A 17858-nucleotide genomic window follows, 5' to 3' on the forward strand; every position below is an offset into this window, starting at 1 on the left:
TTAGATCAGCTTCTGTTCGGCCAAGAAATCGACCAGGGCAATTCCAGCCTGGCCGCTGTCGTTTATGACCGTTCCGGCTTCACGGGCTGGTCGCTCAGTTGCGTTGAGGACGGAGGTTCGGGAGCCTGCGGTGCCGACTTCAGCAGCGCTCAGACTGATGTCTGCCAAGCTGACTTCAGTGATGCTCTTTTTCTTCGCGGCCATGATCGCTTTGAAGTTCGGGTACCGAGGTTCATTAGCCTGATCTGTCACCGACAAAACTGCTGGCAAAGTTGCTGCCAGGCTCAAGGTGCGTTCAGCATGGTCTCGTCGAATGGTCACCTCTCGGCTGGCACCATCAAAATCGATGGCCAAAGCGTGAGTCAGCTGGGCAAAATTCAGACGTTCAGCCAGCTGCGCTGGAACAACAGACGTCTCAGCGTCCGTAGACGACATGCCAGTAACAACAAGATCAACCGCACCAACATGCTCAATAAGAGCAGCCAGTGCCTTAGAAGTAGCTACGGTATCTGACCCCGCCAGAGCATCGTCATTAAGATGGATCCCTGAGCTTGCGCCCATTTGCAAGGCTCTCTTTACTGAATTGCTTGCGCTCTTGCCACCCATTGTTGCTGCAATGACCTCATGCCCAGCCGCGAACCCGCCCTGTGCCTCGACAAGGGCAACGGCCGCTTCTACCGCATATTCGTCCAGTTCTGAGAGAACGGATTCCGAACGGTCAAGACGCAGAGTGTCAGAGTCGATGTGACGATCAAATTGGACATCTGGAACATGTTTTACCAACACCACTATTTTTAGCGGCGCTGTGGTTTCCTCGGTCATTCGAGCCTTCCTACAAACTTTCATATCCAGCGGCACTTGGGCACTGCCAGACTTTTTATTCACTCACTATCGTATCGACACATCACGATTCACTCGTTCTTTATCGCCGAAAGTGCAAGAAGTGACGCAGGCTGGTTCATCACCAGCCTGCGTCACTCACTTCACTGCGTCATTATGAAGACTTATTTAGTCATTTGACAACGTCCCGACGGTAACCGTCGCAGTTTCTTCTTTACCATTACGCAGGTAACGAATTTCAGCTTGGCCGCCGGCCGCAATTTCACGAATAGCCGCGGTCACGGTTTGCGAATCGCTCACTGTCCGTCCGTTAACCCCGGTGATCACGTCACCGGACTTCAAACCAGCCTTTTCAGCTGCCGAGCCGGAGCTCACTTCAACAACTTTGGCACCAACAGAGAAGGATGAAGTGCTTTGTTGGCCGTTGTCCTCGGCACCCTGAGCAGTGACCGTAGCTCCGAGCAGGCCGTGAGTTGCTGAACCATTCGCAATCAATTCCTCAGCCACGCGCTTTGCGTAGTCAATCGGGATCGCGAATCCGACACCGATTGAGCCACCTTCATCGCTGGAACTGGAACTAGAACCTGAAGATGCGATTGCTACGTTCACACCAATGATTTCTCCGCTAGCGTTCACTAGCGCACCACCCGAGTTACCGTGGTTGATTGCTGCGTCGGTCTGGATGACATTGACGTAGATAGAACCGCTGGACTGGGTTTGCTGTTGCTGCTGTTGCTCTCCTTGACCTGGGAACTGGAAGTTGAATTGGCTTCCATTATCGCCATTGGATTGGTCGCTACTATCCGGAACAGCCGACGATGCGATGGAAATAGTTCGATTCAGCGTCGAGATAATGCCATCGGTCACCGTTCCGCTCAAGCCCAGTGGTGCACCAATCGCTACTGCCGTATCTCCGACATTCAAGTCGGCAGACGAACCCAGGGTTGCCGGAACAAGTCCATCAGCTTGGATGTTGATGACTGCCAGATCCGATAGCGGGTCAGTTCCTACAACCTTGGCCGAGTGTACGGTACCGTCATTCATCTGAACGGTAATCGTAGGGTCAGCAACTTCGCCACCGAGGGTAACAACGTGGGTATTGGTCAGGATGTTTCCCTTGTCATCTAGCACAATGCCCGAACCAGATCCGCTACTACCGTTGCCCGATACTTCGATGGTGACCACGCTCGGACTTGCCTTAGCTGCTGCTGCGGTGACTTCGGTGACTTTATCCGGGTTGTTGATCACCACGCCCTGCTGCGTGGTTGAGCTTCCCGAGGCGGTGGTGCTGCTGCCATCGTGTAGCAAGTAGGTAGTTCCGGCGGCGGTGGCACCGCCGATGAGCGCTGCTGCAACCATGCCAGCAATCAGAGTGCTTCCAGCAAAACGCTTCGTACCCTTAGGCTGCTTCTCTGGAGGCACCGGATAGGTTGTCTGCGTGGTAGTCCCGCCAGCATATGGTGCACCGTATGGAGAGTTGGACTGATTGACATGAGAGGCGCTGTGCTGCGACTGGTAAGAAGCTGCCGGCTGAGAAACTCCGGCTTGCTGAGTCGATGAGTTGATTGGCTCAGTGCGTGGCGACGAAGCGTAGTTATCTCCGGCGGGCTGTCCGTTGCTCTGCGCTTGGTTCAGTCGAGGGTAGCGTGCTGTTGGTTCATTGGAACCGCCAGCAGGAGTGCTCTCGTTGTTTGATGGCCGTGCAGAATCACCCAAGTTTTCTTCACGTGGCTCATTCGGGGTCTGGCTCATTTCATGCCCTCTTTCGAACTGTCGAATCTCTTGTGATTAATTATTCAGGTTTGGTCTGTGGCATCGAATTGTGGTGACTTTGCATCCCCTGTGAGTTAACTATTCTGGCAGCTGAATGTCGTAGACGAGCTTCATTAGGCCAAATAGAATCAATTCTAAGTGTGAATCCAATCTCTGGATACACCAGATCGGGTACATCCTGATTTTAGTTTGACTTAGGTTTTCAGGCGGGAACACGACATGGGAATGAAGACTCGCAAATTCTTGACCGGTGCATTAGTAGCCTCGGCGATTTCTCTAGGGGTAGCTACGCCAGCGTTGGCCGAGTCACCGGTTACCATCCCGCCGGGCGACTTCGTTATCGACAATTCCGGTGTGCTCAGCTCTGACGAAGCTCGACTCGAACAGGAAATCAAGGAACTTCGTAACGATACTGGCTTCAGCCTATTCCTTGTCTACGTTGATGAATTCTCCAACCCAACAAAATCAGATGAATGGACCCAAGCTGTCGCAGAGAAGAAAGGTCTAGGGAAATCTGATGTCATTCTCACGGTTGCTACCCAGACCCGCCAGGCGTACTTTGCTGCCTCGGACAAGGGATCTCTAAAAGATGAAGACTCGAAGATTTACCAATCACTAATCAGCCCAGCGCTCGGCAATAGTGACTGGGTCGGAGCAGCCGATGGGGCTATTGAAGGGATCAGAAATGCCGAAAGTGGAAGTGCAACCGGAAGTTCGTCTGGTGGAGGAAGCTTCGTGACTATTCTGTTGGTGATTGCTGCCCTGGCCGTTGGTGGATACTTCCTGCTCTCACGTCGAAGCCGGAAAAATACTCAGACGTTGCCACCACAGCAAAATGGCTACCCCGGCATGCCGGGAAGCCCTGCACCACAGCAACCTCTGATCCCCTTGGATCAGCTTCGCTTGCAGGCCGATCAGCTGCTTGTTGCTGCCGACGATTCCATTCGTTCTTCGCAGCAAGAACTGGGTTTTGCTGAGGCTCAATACGGAAAAGAATCAGTTGCCGTCTTTGTCCAAGATTTGTCTAAGGCCAAAGAACACCTCACGGAGTCGTTCCGATTACAGCAGCAGTTGGACGACGACATTCCTGATACTGAAACAGACCAGCGTTCATGGCTCAACGAAATCATCAACCGTTGCCAAGAAGTCAATCAGACCTTGCAGTCCCACGCCGACGAATTCAAGGCACTGCGACAGCTCGAACAGAATGCTGAAGCTCGAATTGCTGAAATCAAAGCAAATCAAGAGCCGCTAAATCAGAGACTGTCTGCCCGCGTAGCTGACTTGGAGCAGTTGTCGAATAAATACGACCCAAGCGCAGTGAGCCAAATCAAGGACAACGCGCAACAGGCCGGTGAACGCCTAACCTTTGCTGCCTCGGCTCTACAGCAAGCTTCAGAAAAACTTACGACTAACCGGTCGGACGCCGCGGTATTGATACAGAATGCCGAAGAAGCACAGGACCAAGCCGACGTGCTACTGGAAGCCATCAAAAAAGCAGACGAGTCATTGCAACAAGCAGAACAAGATCTTCGAGCAGCCATCGCTTTGGCCGAACGTGATCTTGCGCAAGCAAAAGCCACTTTCGCATCCGGCACCGGTTCGGACCTTGCAGGTCCTATCGCAGGGGTTGAAAGTGCCCTCGGGACTGCACGGCAGGCTACCGCTAGCGGCAAATACAATCCTCTGGCCCTGATCACACTGCTGGACGAGGCAACCACTCCCCTATCTCAAGCTTTGACAGGCTTGCGAGACCGTGCCCAACAGGCTCAGGCAGCCCGCGATCAGTTGCAGTCCCTCTTGCACACCGCGGCTTCCCGTATCAACGGCACCGATGACTACATCCGTGCACGTCGAGGTGGCGTCCGAGCATCGGCACGTACGCGTCTAGCCGAAGCCCAACGAACTTTGGACGAAGCACATTCCTTTGCAAACTCGGACCCTGCTCGTGCAGTTGCTGCAGCACAACGCTCCATTCAGTTAGCGGATCAGGCCGCTCAAATGGCCGAAAACGATGTCAGCGGCTTCGATGGGTTCGGTAACGGCCCAGGAATGGGTGGTTACGGCCGAGGTCGTGGCGGCGTATTCGACGGGGTAGGTGGTGCTGTCCTCGGCGGCATTCTCATCAACACGATCCTCGGCGGTGGTCATCACAGTGGTGGCCATTCTGGAGGCAACGACGGCTTCTTCGGCGGTGGCGGCTTCGGTGGCTTCGGCGGTGGCGGTGGCGGATTTGGAGGAGGTGACTTCGATGGAGGCGACGGAGGTAACTTCTAACCAGTCGATATAGATTGACCAGCAGTTCTTGCACTATCAGCGATATTTTGACTAACAGAAAGGTCCAATCATGACCAAGCAATCAATCTTCGGACGTATCTCACAACTAGCCAAAGCAAACATCAATGCCCTGCTGGACTCAGCAGAAGATCCGCAAAAAATGATGGATCAGATGGTGCGCGACTACAACGACAACATTGCCGAAGCCGAACAGGCCATCGCCCAGACTATCGGTAACCTGCGCATGCTGGAGGACGACTACCGTGAAGACGAACAAGCCGTCGCTGAATGGAGTAACAAGGCCCTCGCCGCGTCAAACAAGGCCGATGAGTTCCGCTCCGCTGGCAAGACCGATGATGCCGCCAAGTTTGATAATTTGGCCAAGGTTGCCATCCAGCGTCAGATGCAGGCTGAATCCGAGATGAAGTCCGCGGAGCCGACTCTTGCCTCCCAGCGCGAAATCGTGGACAAGCTGAAGACCGGCCTGAACCAGATGAAGGAAAAGCGCACGGAGCTGGCAAGCAAGCGCGATGAATTGATCGCCCGTTCGAAGGCAGCGCACGCACAAAATCAGGTCAATGAAGCTGTCAAGGCCGTGAACATCATGGACCCTACCAGCGAGATTGGACGCTTCGAGGAAAAGGTGCGACGCGAAGAGGCTCGGGTACGAGGAGCTGCTGAGCTCGCTTCTTCAAGTTTGGATGCCCAGTTTGAGTCTTTGGAAGATTTGGGCGAGCAGACCGAGGTTGAAGCTCGTCTTGCTGCTTTGAAGTCCAAGCAGGCTGGAGCAATCGAAGGCTAGGGCGGCGGGCTCGTAGTTCGTATCTTTCGGTGGTGTGTTGGTGCAGAGTGCCGGCACACCACCGATTGTTTAATGCCTTAAACCAAAAATGGAGATCCTTTTGGATCTCCATTTCCACTTTCGTGGCGGGGAGAGGATTTGAACCTCTGACCTCCGGGTTATGAGCCCGGCGAGCTACCGAACTGCTCCACCCCGCGTCGGTAAATACAACATTACCAATCAGTGAATGACTTGGCTAATTGAGAGACGGTGTCCTTTATCACCCGGCCCGTTCGGGTAAGACTGTCAGAACTCTTCACGATGCCGGCGCGAGTGCCGCAACTGAAATATCCGCATAAACAAAAATGGAGATCCTTTCGGATCTCCATTTCCACTTTCGTGGCGGGGAGAGGATTTGAACCTCTGACCTCCGGGTTATGAGCCCGGCGAGCTACCGAACTGCTCCACCCCGCGTCGGTAAATACAACATTACCAACTGATGAACTCAATATCCAATTGAGGAGAGTGACCTTGATCGCAAGATGTTCATTGGTCAAAAGATCGTGGGATCACGGGCGCCCAATGTTCAGCTGTACGCCTTCGCTCCCCTCGCGCTACCAGTTTGGTCAGGTGCCGGACGGAACACCCAAAGGTCGGATCTCGTGGCCCCAGGTTTCGTCTCTCTGCCAGATAAGCAAAAATGGAGACCCTCTCGGATCTCCATTTTCGGCTTTCGTGGCGGGGAGAGGATTTGAACCTCTGACCTCCGGGTTATGAGCCCGGCGAGCTACCGAACTGCTCCACCCCGCGATGACTAGACAATTCTTGCATCATCGCGGAGTGAAAGCAAATCGTATGGCTCGTGGTTGCTTACCCTTGGGTGCCTTCGCTGGTGGCCGAAGGCTGCGGTGACTCGGTGGCGCCGTTTTCATCCAGCTTCACTTCCCCGTCAACCGTGGTGCCATTAATCGCAGCATCAGCTTCCATTGCGCGGTCCAGTGCACTTTGCAACTGCTTCTGCGCTTCGCCATAGGCAGCGAAGTCGTTATTGGCCAGTGCTTCCTGGCCCTTCTTGATTGCCGCATTAGCATCCGAGAGAGCCGTCGATAGTTTCTCTTCATTAGACTGCGTGGGAGTCTTTTCGCCATCAGAAGTGTCATCTGGCGAAACACCTTCGGTTTCACCGGTCACAGCGCCCGAGTTACCACCAAACACTTCGTCGAGTGCTTCAGCCAATGTATCGGCGAAGCCAACCTGATCGCCAAAGGAGACCAGGACCTTACGCAGCGTTGGGTAGCTTGTTTGGCCTGAGGACTGAACATATACCGGCTGGACGTAGAGGATACCGCCACCGACAGGCAAAGACAGCAGGTTACCGTTCTTGACCTGCGAAGCACCCTGTCTGAGCAGGTTCAGCTCCTGGGTCACACGGGTATTGGTATCGAAGTTTTGCTGTGCCTGACCTGGACCAGGAACTGCGGTGTCTCGCGGAAGTTCGAGCAGCCTGAGCTTTCCGTAGTCCTCGGACTTCACTCCGGCTTCCGAACCAGCATCAGCGGAGGCCGAGAGGAAACCAAACAAGACATTTCGCTGCTGCCCATTCGAAGCGGCCGCAGGAATAAATGTCGATGTCAAAGAGAACGAAGCTTCATCTTGTGTCGGCATCTTCAGCGACATGAAATACGGTGGCTGCTTCACGCCGGCTGTCGAAGAAGTTGGGTCATCTGGAACTGCCCACGCGTCGTTGGCCTCGTAGAAGGCATCCGGGTTATCCACGTGGTAAGTCGTGAGGACCTCACGTTGCACCTTGAACATGTCTTCTGGGTAACGAACATGCTCAATCAGGTCAGCAGACATATCCGACAACGGCTTGTAGGAGGAAGGGAAAACCTTCTGCCACGACTTCAGAATCGGATCTTCCGTATCCCAGGCATACAGCTTGACCGAACCATCATAGGCATCAACCGTTGCCTTGACTGAGTTCCGAATGTAGTTGACCCGTCCAGTCATCGACAGATCCTGCGCGTTAGTCAAAGAATCAGTCACGGCCGAATCAAGTTGCTTCTGCTGCGCGTATGGGAAGTCGTTCGACGTGGTGTAAGCATCAACGATCCACTGGACGCGTCCATCAACGATTGCTGGGTACGCGCTGGAGTCCAAAGTGAGATATGGGGCTACCTTGCTCACACGGTCTCGTGGGTCACGATCATAGAGAATTTGCGAATCGGAGTTGACCTGTTGAGACAACAGAAGATCCGTTGACGCGAATTTCAGCGCGTAGACCAAACGGTTGAACATGTTGCCAACGTTCGGACCACCGTTGCCGGTGAACGTGTAGCGCGTATCCTGGTTCTCTCCGCCAGTACCTGGACGGTCGAGTTCCTGATCGGTCCAGCCCTCATCTGGCCCACCAACCACAGAGTATTCTGGGGAATTCTCACCGAAGTAAATGCGTGGCTCATATTCCTTATCGGTGATCAGATCACCTGAAGTTGGAATACCGCCCAGCATGAAGTCTGGACGTCCACCTGCAGCAACGCGGTTGCCGTAAGCAGCGACAAGCCCGTAACCATGAGTGTAGTTAATGTGCTGGTTGACCCAGGTATCGGACTGATCAACGTTGACTTCACGAGCAGCAATGACAGTGTCTTCGACCTTGCCATCGATTTCATAACGGTCGACGTTCAAGTTCTTAGGGAACGTGTAGTAACCGCGGAACTGCTGCAGCTGAGCAAAGGCAGTGGAAACGAGGTTAGGGTCCAGCAAACGAATGTTGGCAGTAGTGGCCGTTTCCTCAGCCAGAGCATTTTTCTCGGTAGAGATCTTCGCATCGTAGTCTGTGACTTCAACGTCATCCAGGCCGTAGGCCAAACGAGTCATCTCGATGTTTCGGTCGATGTAGTCGCGTTCGAGTTCTCGCTGCGAAGGAACGACCTGGTACTGCTGCACCAAGAACGGGTATACACCGCTGACTACGATCATCGTGACAACCAGCATCGCTGTACCAATCAGAGGAATTCTCCAACGGCCAGTAAACGCGGCGATGGCGAAGGTGATGGCAATCAGGATGGCAATAATTGCCAGAATCATCTGAGCAGGGATAACTGCATGCACATCTTTGTAGAGCGCACCGGCCACACGACCTGATTGGTCGGTCAACGTCTCATACTGACCGATCCAGAAGTTCACTGCCTGAAGCAGCAGGAACACCGCAACAACAATGGCGGTGTGAACCCTTGCTGCTTTACCCACGGTGATGCCACCGCGTTCTTCAACCCGGATTCCACCGTAGAGATAATGAGTCAGCAGTCCTGCAACACCACTCAAGAGCACCACAGAAACAAGGAAACCAATGATGAGTGCAATAAACGGCAACGAGAAGATGAAGAAGCTCAAGTCCATATTGAACTGAGGATCATTATTCCCGAACGGTGTTTGATTAAAGAAGAGCAAAACAGTCTGCCATTGACCAGCAACAGCCACTGCGGCGAAGATTCCAACGACCAGTGGAATACCAACCATCAAGAAACGACGGATTGGTTCCAACTGGGATTGGTAGCGTGACATCGAATCAGTCTGATTCGAATTCGGCGCATACACTGGACGATGCTTATAAGCGCTGCGCATCGAGAACCACATAGGTACAGCCATCAGCACCAGAGCAATCAGGAAGATTACTAATTTGGCGATGCGTTCAGTCCAGTAGACCTGCGAGAATCCCAACTGGTTAAACCAGAGGATATCTGCATAGAAATTGGACAAGAAAACGAAGACTGCGACCAAAATGACCACCGCAAAGATGGTCAATGTCAGCGGTGACACTTTCTTGCCAGATGGGCTGGAAGGCCTTTGCGGTTCACGAGGCCGCTGCGGGCCTCCGAACGGACTATCCGATCCGTTTGACACTATCTATTCCTTACCTTGGGTTCTCGCTGCTGATTCCAGCGGCTGAACTCGTGTACCTAATTCTTAGATGAGCGAGTAAAAGTTTTGATCCTTGCATCACATTCTTCCCCTGACGCTGGGCTAAACCTATTCACATGTCTCGAAACTTGCAGGATCTTCGCCGTCTGCAATTTTCGTTAGTGCTGTCCGGGCTTGAGACAAGGTTGAAATCTTGAGCACGTTCAACCCGTCCGGAACCCGGCCCACGACGTCACTGCAGTTATCGGCTGGTGCTAAGAAAACTGTCGCACCAGCATTTTTTGCGGCAACCATTTTCTGGGCAATGCCACCGATTGGACCGACTGTCCCATCGGCCGAGATCTCACCTGTGCCTGCGACGTGATGATCTCCTGCCAGCGATCCTTCGGTCAGACGATCAATGATGCCCAACGCAAACATCATGCCCGCACTAGGACCACCGACATTTTGCAAGCCGAATTCAACGTCAATCGGGAACTGATGTTCGGTAGTCAGATAGATTCCGAGTTGACGTTCTCCATCAACGTCGTCAGCTTTCACCGATACAACAACGTCTTTGTAATTGCCTTGCTGATCTTTACGGCCCACAGTGAGTTCGGCAGCTTTGTCGCCGTTAGCGTTTAGTGACTTCTTCAGCACTTCGAGAGAACTAATGTTCTGACCGTTGTACTTCAGCAGACAGTCACCTTTTTCCAAAGTCTTGCTATTTGTTTCGGTGGAAAAATCTGCAACGGCCAACCATGTTTTGAAGTCATAACCAAGTTCAGTTAGCGCTGCTGCAATGGCCTGATCCTGGGAGGAGGTCATCATCTGATCATTCTGTTCGCTTTGCTGTTGCGAAGAAGTGTCATGCGAAATAATGGTTTCTTCAGGAACGACGTCCTTATCCGGATTGATAAGCGCCTCGAGGACTACCGGAATCGTGACGCGGTTCTGACCTCCTCCTTGAACGTAAATAGTCAAAAGATCCAGTTCGCTCTGCGAGGGGTACGTCTTCTCCCCCTCAATCGAAATAACATCTTTACCGTTATCAGCGTCTTTGCCCAGAGTGTTAAACACCGGGCCCGGAGAACGAATCATGAAATTGGTGGGCAAGAACATCATGATGCCGATCAGCAAAAGTGCAAGGACACCAGCGCTGGTTCGTTTAATACCTTTGGAACCTTGAGGCGCTTGGCCAAATTCTCCAGGCGCTTTCGTCGAGTCTTGTGGTTCCCGTTCGTGCACTGCTCTTGCTCCCGCCAACTATCAAAAAAGAGGTGGATCCGCTTCTGCGAACTTCACCACTCTTAGCCTACTGAAGCTTTGGCGCTAAAGGCATCAGCAAGAAGGCGTATTCAGTGTGCCCAAAGCGAACTGTCTCCAATATTCATGGGAACTATTAGCTAGGCACGGTAGTTTTAAAGGCATGGCACAGAACCCCCCGAATAACCGCCCCAACGGCGACGACGACGATAACAATCAGCAGGATCCTTTTTCTGCCATGTTTGGTCAGCTCTTCGGTGGCGGATTTGATCCCAATAATCTTCCTCCGCAGCTTCGTGATGCACTCGGAGCCCAGGGCGACCCTGAAGCTATGCAAAAAATGATGCAACAGGCCCAGGCCATGATGTCGGCCATGATGAGCAACAATGCTTCGTCGGGTCCGGTGAACTGGAAGCTTGCCTCTGATACTGCATTGCAGGCTTACGCCAGCGATGATCCTTCCGTTTCAGAATCGCGTCAGAGCGCAATCAAGGATGCCTCGAATCTGGCTGACTTGTGGTTGAACAACTCAACGACGTTCGAATCCAACGGCCAAGTGACCGAAGCGTGGACACGTAAGCGTTGGTACGACAAGACCTTGGGTACCTGGAAACAGGTCACCGAGCCAGTTGCTGAGTCGGTAGCAACGGCGATCACCGCCGCCATGAAAGAACAGATCCCTGAAGAGATGAAGGGAATGCTGGCCAACTCTGACGGTATGTTCCGAAATCTTGGAGCCAGCATGTTCGGCATGCAGCTAGGTACTGCACTTGGCGGACTGGCCACGGATGTCCTTGGTGGAACCGATATTGGACTTCCTCTCGCAGGAAGCACCCCAGGAATCATCGCCACCAACGTAGCAAAGTTTGGCGAGGGGCTAGAAATCCCAGAACAGGAAGTCCTGCTCTACATCATCCTTCGTGAAAACGCACATGCCCGACTATTTGCCCGTGTCCCGTGGTTGAGTTCCAAACTGATTGGCGCGGTTGAATCTTATGCTCGTGGCATTCACATTGATATGTCTCGAATCGAAGAAGCTGTTCGCGACATCGACCCATCAAACCCAGAAGCTTTGCAGTCCATGTTGGGCGAGGGCCTGTTCACGCCACAACGAACTGCTCAGCAGGAGAAGGCGCTTGAAAATCTCGAATTGACTCTTGCCCTCATTGAAGGTTGGGTCGATCACGTAGTTTCATTGGCAGCTGCAAACCTGCCTTTTGCTGCGCACCTGCGTGAAACCATGCGCAGACGTCGCGCCTCTGGCGGCCCGGCAGAATCGGCCTTTGCTTCATTGGTTGGTTTGGAACTACGTCCGCGTAAACTTCGTGAGGCTGCTGCTTTGTGGCAACACCTATACGAGGAACGCGGGATCGATGGGCGCGACGCCGTTTGGGATCACCCAGATCTCATGCCCACCGGTGAAGACCTCAAGAATCCAACCACTTTCACTGAACGCCGTGAATTGGCTGATACAGAATTTGATGACTTCGATGCAGCCCTAGACAAACTTCTTTCAGGAGACTTTGACAATGTTGATCCTCTGACAGATGGCGACGATTCCGGCAAGCCAACAGATCCGAATTCGCCCGAAGACCCCGAGAAATAACCGCCGGATCTCAACAGTGGGGAGGAACGCTATAGCGTTCCTCCCCACTGTGCTATCCGATGTCTCTATCCAACGTCGTCGCCGAAACCTTCAAGTTCATCAGCTGGCCGGCCCTGCTCTTTGGCATAGGAGCTATAGCCTGCATGAAACGCCTCAAGATACAGATCTGCCTCGCTGCGTCGTTCAAACTTATTGAGCAGTTTCTGAAACTCAGGACCATGTCCAGTGCGAGGCGAAGCTAAGTGCGCCAATTCATGAACTAAGACGTAATCGCGAACCCATGTCGGCATCTGCTGAAGCTTTGATGAGAGTCTAATGCTTCGTTGTTGGTACGAGGCTGAACCCCAACGTTTATTTTGATTGGTAACCCAGCGTACTGTCGTTGGAGAGGCAGAACCATCAAAGTAGTGCTGATCCAGTTCATGGGCTCTGCGTTCTAAAGCACTGTCGGTATGCCTCGCATCGCGCCGCTGTCGCCCATTCCGATATTTTTTGAGCATCTCCTCAACAAAGGATCGTTCAGTTCTCTCATCTAGCGCCGCCGGAACCTGAATAATCAGGGTTTCATCGCGCCATTGTGATGAGATCGTCTTTCGTCTTTTGGTAGATCGTTCCACCCGTACCGGAATATCATCCGGAGACACAAATTCGAAGATTCTGGGGGAAGCAGGCATTGCGGTTGGTCCTTACACACGCTTATCGGCAAAGTTCAGTCTTGACGGTGAGGAAAGTACTTCTTCCCTGAGGCTACGACGACGATGGAAGATAGTTATCTCCTGCCTCGCAGTATGTGAATTACTGCTAGTTCCGATGAGCTCCAAGAACCGCCAGTACGGCTTCACCGTAACGTTCGAGTTTGTTTCGACCGACCCCCGCGATCTTAGAAAGTCCCTGTATCGACTCTGGCTGGTGCTCAGCGATGGACATGAGCGTGGCATCTGTGAAAATCACGAAGGCCGGAACCGAATTGGATCGAGCGATCTCTGAACGCCAGTTACGCAAGCTATCGAATAATGCCTCGTCGTAAGCAGCTGGGCAGGACGCGCAACGCTTCAGCTTACGTTCCTTAGCGCTTGTCAAAAACGTTCCACAGTTGGAGCAGACCGCTGGAATCAGTTTCTGTTCACGTCTCTTATACGTTTTCTGTTGGCGGCTGCTGGCCTGACGAACTGACTTTATTCCGTCCAAGAACCGCGAGGGGTATCGATGAGCTCGTCCCCCAGGAGTACGGGCTAGCGACCATGAAAGGAAAAGGTGCTTCCGAGCACGCGTGATCCCCACGTAGAGCAGACGTCGTTCTTCATCAAACCCAGCTTGGTCCTTGGCATAAGAAATTGGCACTAGACCTTCGCTAAGTCCCACAAGAAAAACAGCATCCCACTCAAGTCCCTTTGCTGCGTGGAAGGAGGCTAGAGTTACTCCGTCGAGAGTCGGCGCATGCTGGATCGCAGCACGGTCCTCTAACTCTTTGACCACATCATGCAAGGTCGCTTCTGTACCCTGTTCCTTCTTGAGCGCAACAACTTCATCGGCTAGGCGCACCAATGCCGACAGTGATTCCCACCGTTGCCGGACCGCACCAGTGCCACCGCTAGGCGCGTTTGCCGAATACCCATGCGAAGAAAGTACGTCGCGAACCAATTGAGGAACTGGTGTCTCAGCGGCAACGCTTAAGGCAGCTCTCAATGCGAGCATGCCCTCTTTGACTTCTCGACGAGAAAAGAATCTTTCTGCTCCACGCATGACATAAGGAATGGAGTGCGCTGAAAAAGCTTGCTCAAAGGACTGTGACTGCCCATTGGTACGGTAGAGAATCGCGATCTCAGAGATATCTTGCCCTTCTGCAAGCAACTTCTTGATCCGCTGGGCGACTTCCTCAGCTTCGTTTTCGTCGTCTTTGGTCTCAAAAAATTCAGGGCTCGGACCGTGCTCGCGTTGTGCAATCAGTTCCAACGGCTCGGGCCAGGTTACGTTCCGGTCTGGGACATTCGATTCAATGCGACGGGTAGCCAGCACCTTATTAGCCAGGTTCACTACTTCTGGGGTGGAACGGTAGTCACGCACCAACTTGACCACTTTGGCTTCCGGGAACCGCGTACCGAAGTTTAATAAGAAGTCCGGCCGTGCCCCGGTGAAGGAGTAAATAGTCTGCGACGCATCGCCAACAACGCACAATTCATTGCGTTGTCCTAACCACAAATCCAGGAGTCGTTGTTGTAGGGGTGAAACGTCCTGATACTCATCAACGACAAAATGACGATATTGCTGACGGACGTGCGCTGCTACCTTCTCATTGTCTTCAAGAATGGCGATCGTCAGCAGTAGGACGTCTTCAAAGTCAATGACGCTACGGTCGTCTTTGAGCTCTTCGTAAGTTTGGAAGATCCTCGCCATACTTACTGGTTCTAGTCCATTGGGCATTTCGCGGGTTGAAGCAATCTTGGCGTAGCTTTCTGGAGTGTGCATCGAAACCTTGGCCCACTCGATTTCTGCTGCCAAGTCTCGCACCATGGCACGATCACTGGAAATGCGAAGCCGACGAGCAGCTTCTGCAATCAGCGGGGCCTTATGCTCAACCAGATTTGGCAGGGTGCCACCAATGGCTTGCGGCCAAAAATACTGTAGCTGACGCAATGCAGCTGCGTGGAATGTTCTAGCCTGCACGCCAGGCGCACCTAGCTGTCGCAGTCGAGTTCGCATCTCGGCGGCTGCACGCGTTGTAAAAGTGAGCGCTAAGACACTGGTGGGATTGTAAATTCCCGTATGCACCCCATGCGCAATGCGATGGGTAATTGCCCTAGTCTTACCAGTTCCTGCACCGGCCAGAATACACAATGGACCACTGAGCGTTTCAGCAGCCTGACGTTGTTCAGCGTCCAGTCCCGCCAGTAAGTCCTGCACTGGTGGAGCATCGTGTTCTGTCACTTGTTTAGGGCCTCCGGAAGGGATTCTCCGTACCAACTACGGATTAATGCATGTGCTATTGAAACGCCACGCGGTATCTCTATTGTTCCCGATTCCAATGCGTCACGCAGTTCGTCTCGACTGAACCAGCGCAGATCCTTGATCTCAGCACCATCGGGAATCAGCTCTTCGCTAAGGGCTTCGGCCGCAAAACCTAACATCAAGGAGCGTGGCAATGGCCACGGTTGCGAACCTCGGTAGGCAACCTCGCCAATGTGCACGCCAGACTCTTCAAAGATTTCGCGTCTAACCGCTGATTCCAATGATTCACCGGCTTCGACGAATCCGGCGAGCACCGAATACATATCTGATCTGAAATTCGCGTTCGCGCCAAGCAAGATTCGATCTTGTTGATCAATCACGGATGCAATGATTGCCGGGTCGGTACGCGGAAATAGTTCGTGTTCGTTCTCCACGCATCGCTGACCCCAACCAAAAGTTGATGCTCTGACCTCTGAGCCACATTGCGGACAAAAACGCTCTGTACGGATCCAATTGGAGATCGCTTGAGCTTCGACCATCAGCTCAGTCTGAAGTTCTGGGAGGAATGCGAAGGCCTCGCGCAAAGAAATCCATCGCTGGATATTCAAGTGCGAATACTGATCTGAGGCAACAATCGCTAAGACGTAATCCGTTGAATCACAGGAACCGAGATAAACCTGACGTTCACCGTCTCTGGTCGTGTAACTCGGGCCGTCAATAAAAAACAGTTCAGTTCCTGTAGAAGCAGTCCCAAGCTCAGAAATCAGCATGACTTTGGTCGAATTCCGGGACAGTTTTTCGTTGAGCAACTCCGGATTTGGTCGTTCTGTCAACGGACGCTCGATACGAGCCTGCGCAAAAGGTAGTCCCGTAATTGAAGTTTGATATTTCTCTGCCAAAGCCATACTACTAACCTAGTGCACCAAGCCCTCTGCTCCCCTGTTTCGAGCAGGGTGTGGATAGCCACGTAAGGGATTTCGCGCTCAGACTGAACATTGCCGGTGAATCCCACCATATTCTGTGCGTCATTCATCGGCTAAGGTCACGATCTCGCATACGGTGGAACATGTGAAACGCTCTGCCATGGAACTCGCCGCAATTGCCACCGCCGCCGTCCCCGGATTAGCCCCGGTTGGTTTTGCGGCACTGTCAGACGACGCAGAAGATTTTGATTCAGCATTGATTGTTGATGCGCTTAAGCACCGGTGGCGCGTTCGTTCGCCTCGGCATGATGAAGCAAGCATGCGACTGGAGGCTGAACTATCTGCGCTGCGCGCTTTTTCGGCAAAGGTACGTGCATCGTTGCCGTTTGCTCTTCCTTCTGTGGCAGGAACTGTCCGTCAGGGTTCACTGCGCACCTTTGTGTATAAAGACATGCCTGGACACGTCCCATCGCTAGACGAGTTGGTTGACGAGGGCAGTAATCTAGCCAAGGCCTTGGGCCAATGCATGGCAGCAATCCACCAGATTCCTGATGAGGCTGTGGAAGTAGCTGGCTTGCCGACCTATTCGGCAGATGAAGTTCGTCAGCGCAAGCTCAACGAACTCGATACTGCCGCGGCTACCGGCAAGGTCCCTAGCCGCCTACTACGCCGTTGGGAACATGCAATGGAAGATGTTGCCCTGTGGCGTTTCAACGCAGCCGTAGTTCACGGTGACTTCGACGAAGAGCAGCTACAGATTTCTCATTCCAGCATTACGGCTGTTAAGGGTTGGACCGACTTGCATGTTGGCGATCCCGCGGACGATTTTGCTTGGCTCTCTGCTATTGAAGACCAGCAATTTACTGACCGCGTTTTTGCCTCATATGTGGAGGCACGTGGCAAGGCTGCAGATCCACACATCATGCGTCGTGCGGCCCTCGCGGCAGAATTTGCTTTGGCGCAGTGGCTTGTAAAGTCGTTGGATTCCAAGGATCCACAGCGCATTGCCGAAGCCGATGAAATGCTTCAGGAACTTGATCACAACATTGCTGAATACGGAGGTCAACCGCTCTCCGTTGTTGAAGCGCCTCGCCCCTTGGCAGCTCAGAATTCGGCATCGTCGCAGAACTCTGATCACGAGGATAAGAACTCGTCAGACGAGGAAAAGCCCGCTCCGTTGTCATCCACTACTTCGGCTGCGCCACGAATCAATACGGCCAAGGTCACGGCCTTATCTGATTCAGCTACAACACCGAATGATTCGCCAGTAGCATCGTCAGCGCAAACCGATTCGAAGGATCAAAGCAGTGACGATGCAGTGAAGTCCTCGGATACTGAGCAGACCAACGAGTCCGCGACGAATGCCAAGGCCAAAGACTCGTCGCTTTCGCAGTCCGGTTCTGAGCTGGATGAAAAGAACGCAGCACCAAAGCTGACTGAAGAGCCTAAAGACTCGGACGACGATTCCGGTTCACAGAGCCAAGAAAGCAAACAGGGCGGTACCGAAAACTAGCCCTTTGGGTTACTTTCGGTACCGCCGAAG

11 protein-coding genes and 3 tRNA genes are annotated in these 17858 nt (G+C 53.0%); 4 read left to right on the top strand and 10 right to left on the bottom strand.

Translation table 11 applies throughout. The features are described 5' to 3' along the window. Complete coding sequence (locus QMQ05_RS10420) at positions 1-822, bottom strand: electron transfer flavoprotein subunit beta/FixA family protein (RefSeq protein ID WP_345469809.1); 822 nt, start codon at positions 820-822, stop codon at positions 1-3. Between the two features lie 186 nt (positions 823-1008). Further along, positions 1009-2592: a S1C family serine protease gene (locus QMQ05_RS10425; RefSeq protein WP_345469811.1), complete on the bottom strand. Its 1584-nt coding sequence runs from the start codon at positions 2590-2592 to the stop codon at positions 1009-1011. Positions 2593-2832: 240 nt separating this feature from the next. Here QMQ05_RS10425 and QMQ05_RS10430 point away from each other — a divergent pair, with 240 nt between their 5' ends. Both QMQ05_RS10430 and QMQ05_RS10435 read left to right on the top strand, forming a co-directional pair. Then, positions 2833-4890, top strand: coding sequence for a TPM domain-containing protein (locus tag QMQ05_RS10430; protein ID WP_345469813.1), 2058 nt, complete (start codon positions 2833-2835; stop codon positions 4888-4890). Positions 4891-4960: 70 nt separating this feature from the next. Next, a complete protein-coding gene (locus tag QMQ05_RS10435) occupies positions 4961-5692 on the top strand; it encodes a PspA/IM30 family protein (protein ID WP_345469815.1) in 732 nt (243 codons plus the stop codon). A 123-nt stretch (positions 5693-5815) separates the two neighbouring features. Here the strand turns inward: QMQ05_RS10435 and QMQ05_RS10440 are convergent. From QMQ05_RS10440 to QMQ05_RS10460, 5 genes are all read right to left on the bottom strand, one after another. Beyond that, positions 5816-5889: transfer RNA gene (locus QMQ05_RS10440), tRNA-Met, on the bottom strand. Between the two features lie 182 nt (positions 5890-6071). Next, a tRNA-Met gene (locus tag QMQ05_RS10445) sits at positions 6072-6145 on the bottom strand. A 262-nt stretch (positions 6146-6407) separates the two neighbouring features. Next, positions 6408-6481, bottom strand: a tRNA-Met gene (locus tag QMQ05_RS10450). Positions 6482-6541: 60 nt separating this feature from the next. Next, positions 6542-9577 (bottom strand): UPF0182 family membrane protein, encoded by a 3036-nt coding sequence (locus tag QMQ05_RS10455; protein WP_345469817.1) that lies wholly within the window; start codon positions 9575-9577, stop codon positions 6542-6544. A gap of 126 nt (positions 9578-9703) precedes the next feature. Further along, positions 9704-10822, bottom strand: a complete 1119-nt coding sequence (locus QMQ05_RS10460; RefSeq protein WP_345469819.1) for a YlbL family protein — start codon at positions 10820-10822, stop codon at positions 9704-9706. Positions 10823-11003: 181 nt separating this feature from the next. Here QMQ05_RS10460 and QMQ05_RS10465 point away from each other — a divergent pair, with 181 nt between their 5' ends. Continuing rightward, positions 11004-12446: a zinc-dependent metalloprotease gene (locus QMQ05_RS10465; RefSeq protein ID WP_345469821.1), complete on the top strand. Its 1443-nt coding sequence runs from the start codon at positions 11004-11006 to the stop codon at positions 12444-12446. 65 nt (positions 12447-12511) lie between these two features. Here QMQ05_RS10465 and QMQ05_RS10470 read toward each other — a convergent pair whose 3' ends face one another. The 3 genes from QMQ05_RS10470 to nudC all read right to left on the bottom strand — a co-directional run bounded on the left by QMQ05_RS10470 (position 12512) and on the right by nudC (position 16297). Then, complete coding sequence (locus tag QMQ05_RS10470) at positions 12512-13120, bottom strand: M48 metallopeptidase family protein (RefSeq protein WP_345469823.1); 609 nt, start codon at positions 13118-13120, stop codon at positions 12512-12514. Between the two features lie 127 nt (positions 13121-13247). Further along, positions 13248-15371: an ATP-dependent DNA helicase UvrD2 gene (locus QMQ05_RS10475; protein WP_345469825.1), complete on the bottom strand. Its 2124-nt coding sequence runs from the start codon at positions 15369-15371 to the stop codon at positions 13248-13250. Then, positions 15368-16297, bottom strand: a complete 930-nt coding sequence (gene nudC / locus QMQ05_RS10480; RefSeq protein WP_345469827.1) for an NAD(+) diphosphatase — start codon at positions 16295-16297, stop codon at positions 15368-15370. Before nudC ends, QMQ05_RS10475 begins: the two co-directional genes overlap by 4 nt. A 178-nt stretch (positions 16298-16475) precedes the next feature. On the opposite strand from nudC, the gene QMQ05_RS10485 reads away from it, so the two are divergent. Then, the gene (locus tag QMQ05_RS10485; protein WP_345469829.1) at positions 16476-17828 is read left to right on the top strand and encodes a phosphotransferase; all 1353 of its coding nucleotides are present in this window, start codon (positions 16476-16478) and stop codon (positions 17826-17828) included. Positions 17829-17858 lie beyond the last annotated feature (30 nt).

The organism is Glutamicibacter sp. B1, from assembly GCF_039602135.1.
GTDB classification, from domain to species: Bacteria; Actinomycetota; Actinomycetes; order Actinomycetales; family Micrococcaceae; genus Glutamicibacter; species Glutamicibacter ectropisis.

Coding starts and splice junctions, on each gene's coding strand:
- QMQ05_RS10420 (WP_345469809.1), bottom strand. CDS start 822: ATGACCGAGGAAACCACAGCGCCGCTAAAAATAGTGGTGTTGGTAAAA.
- QMQ05_RS10425 (WP_345469811.1), bottom strand. CDS start 2,592: ATGAGCCAGACCCCGAATGAGCCACGTGAAGAAAACTTGGGTGATTCT.
- QMQ05_RS10430 (WP_345469813.1), top strand. CDS start 2,833: ATGGGAATGAAGACTCGCAAATTCTTGACCGGTGCATTAGTAGCCTCG.
- QMQ05_RS10435 (WP_345469815.1), top strand. CDS start 4,961: ATGACCAAGCAATCAATCTTCGGACGTATCTCACAACTAGCCAAAGCA.
- QMQ05_RS10465 (WP_345469821.1), top strand. CDS start 11,004: ATGGCACAGAACCCCCCGAATAACCGCCCCAACGGCGACGACGACGAT.
- QMQ05_RS10470 (WP_345469823.1), bottom strand. CDS start 13,120: ATGCCTGCTTCCCCCAGAATCTTCGAATTTGTGTCTCCGGATGATATT.
- nudC (WP_345469827.1), bottom strand. CDS start 16,297: ATGGCTTTGGCAGAGAAATATCAAACTTCAATTACGGGACTACCTTTT.
- QMQ05_RS10485 (WP_345469829.1), top strand. CDS start 16,476: ATGGAACTCGCCGCAATTGCCACCGCCGCCGTCCCCGGATTAGCCCCG.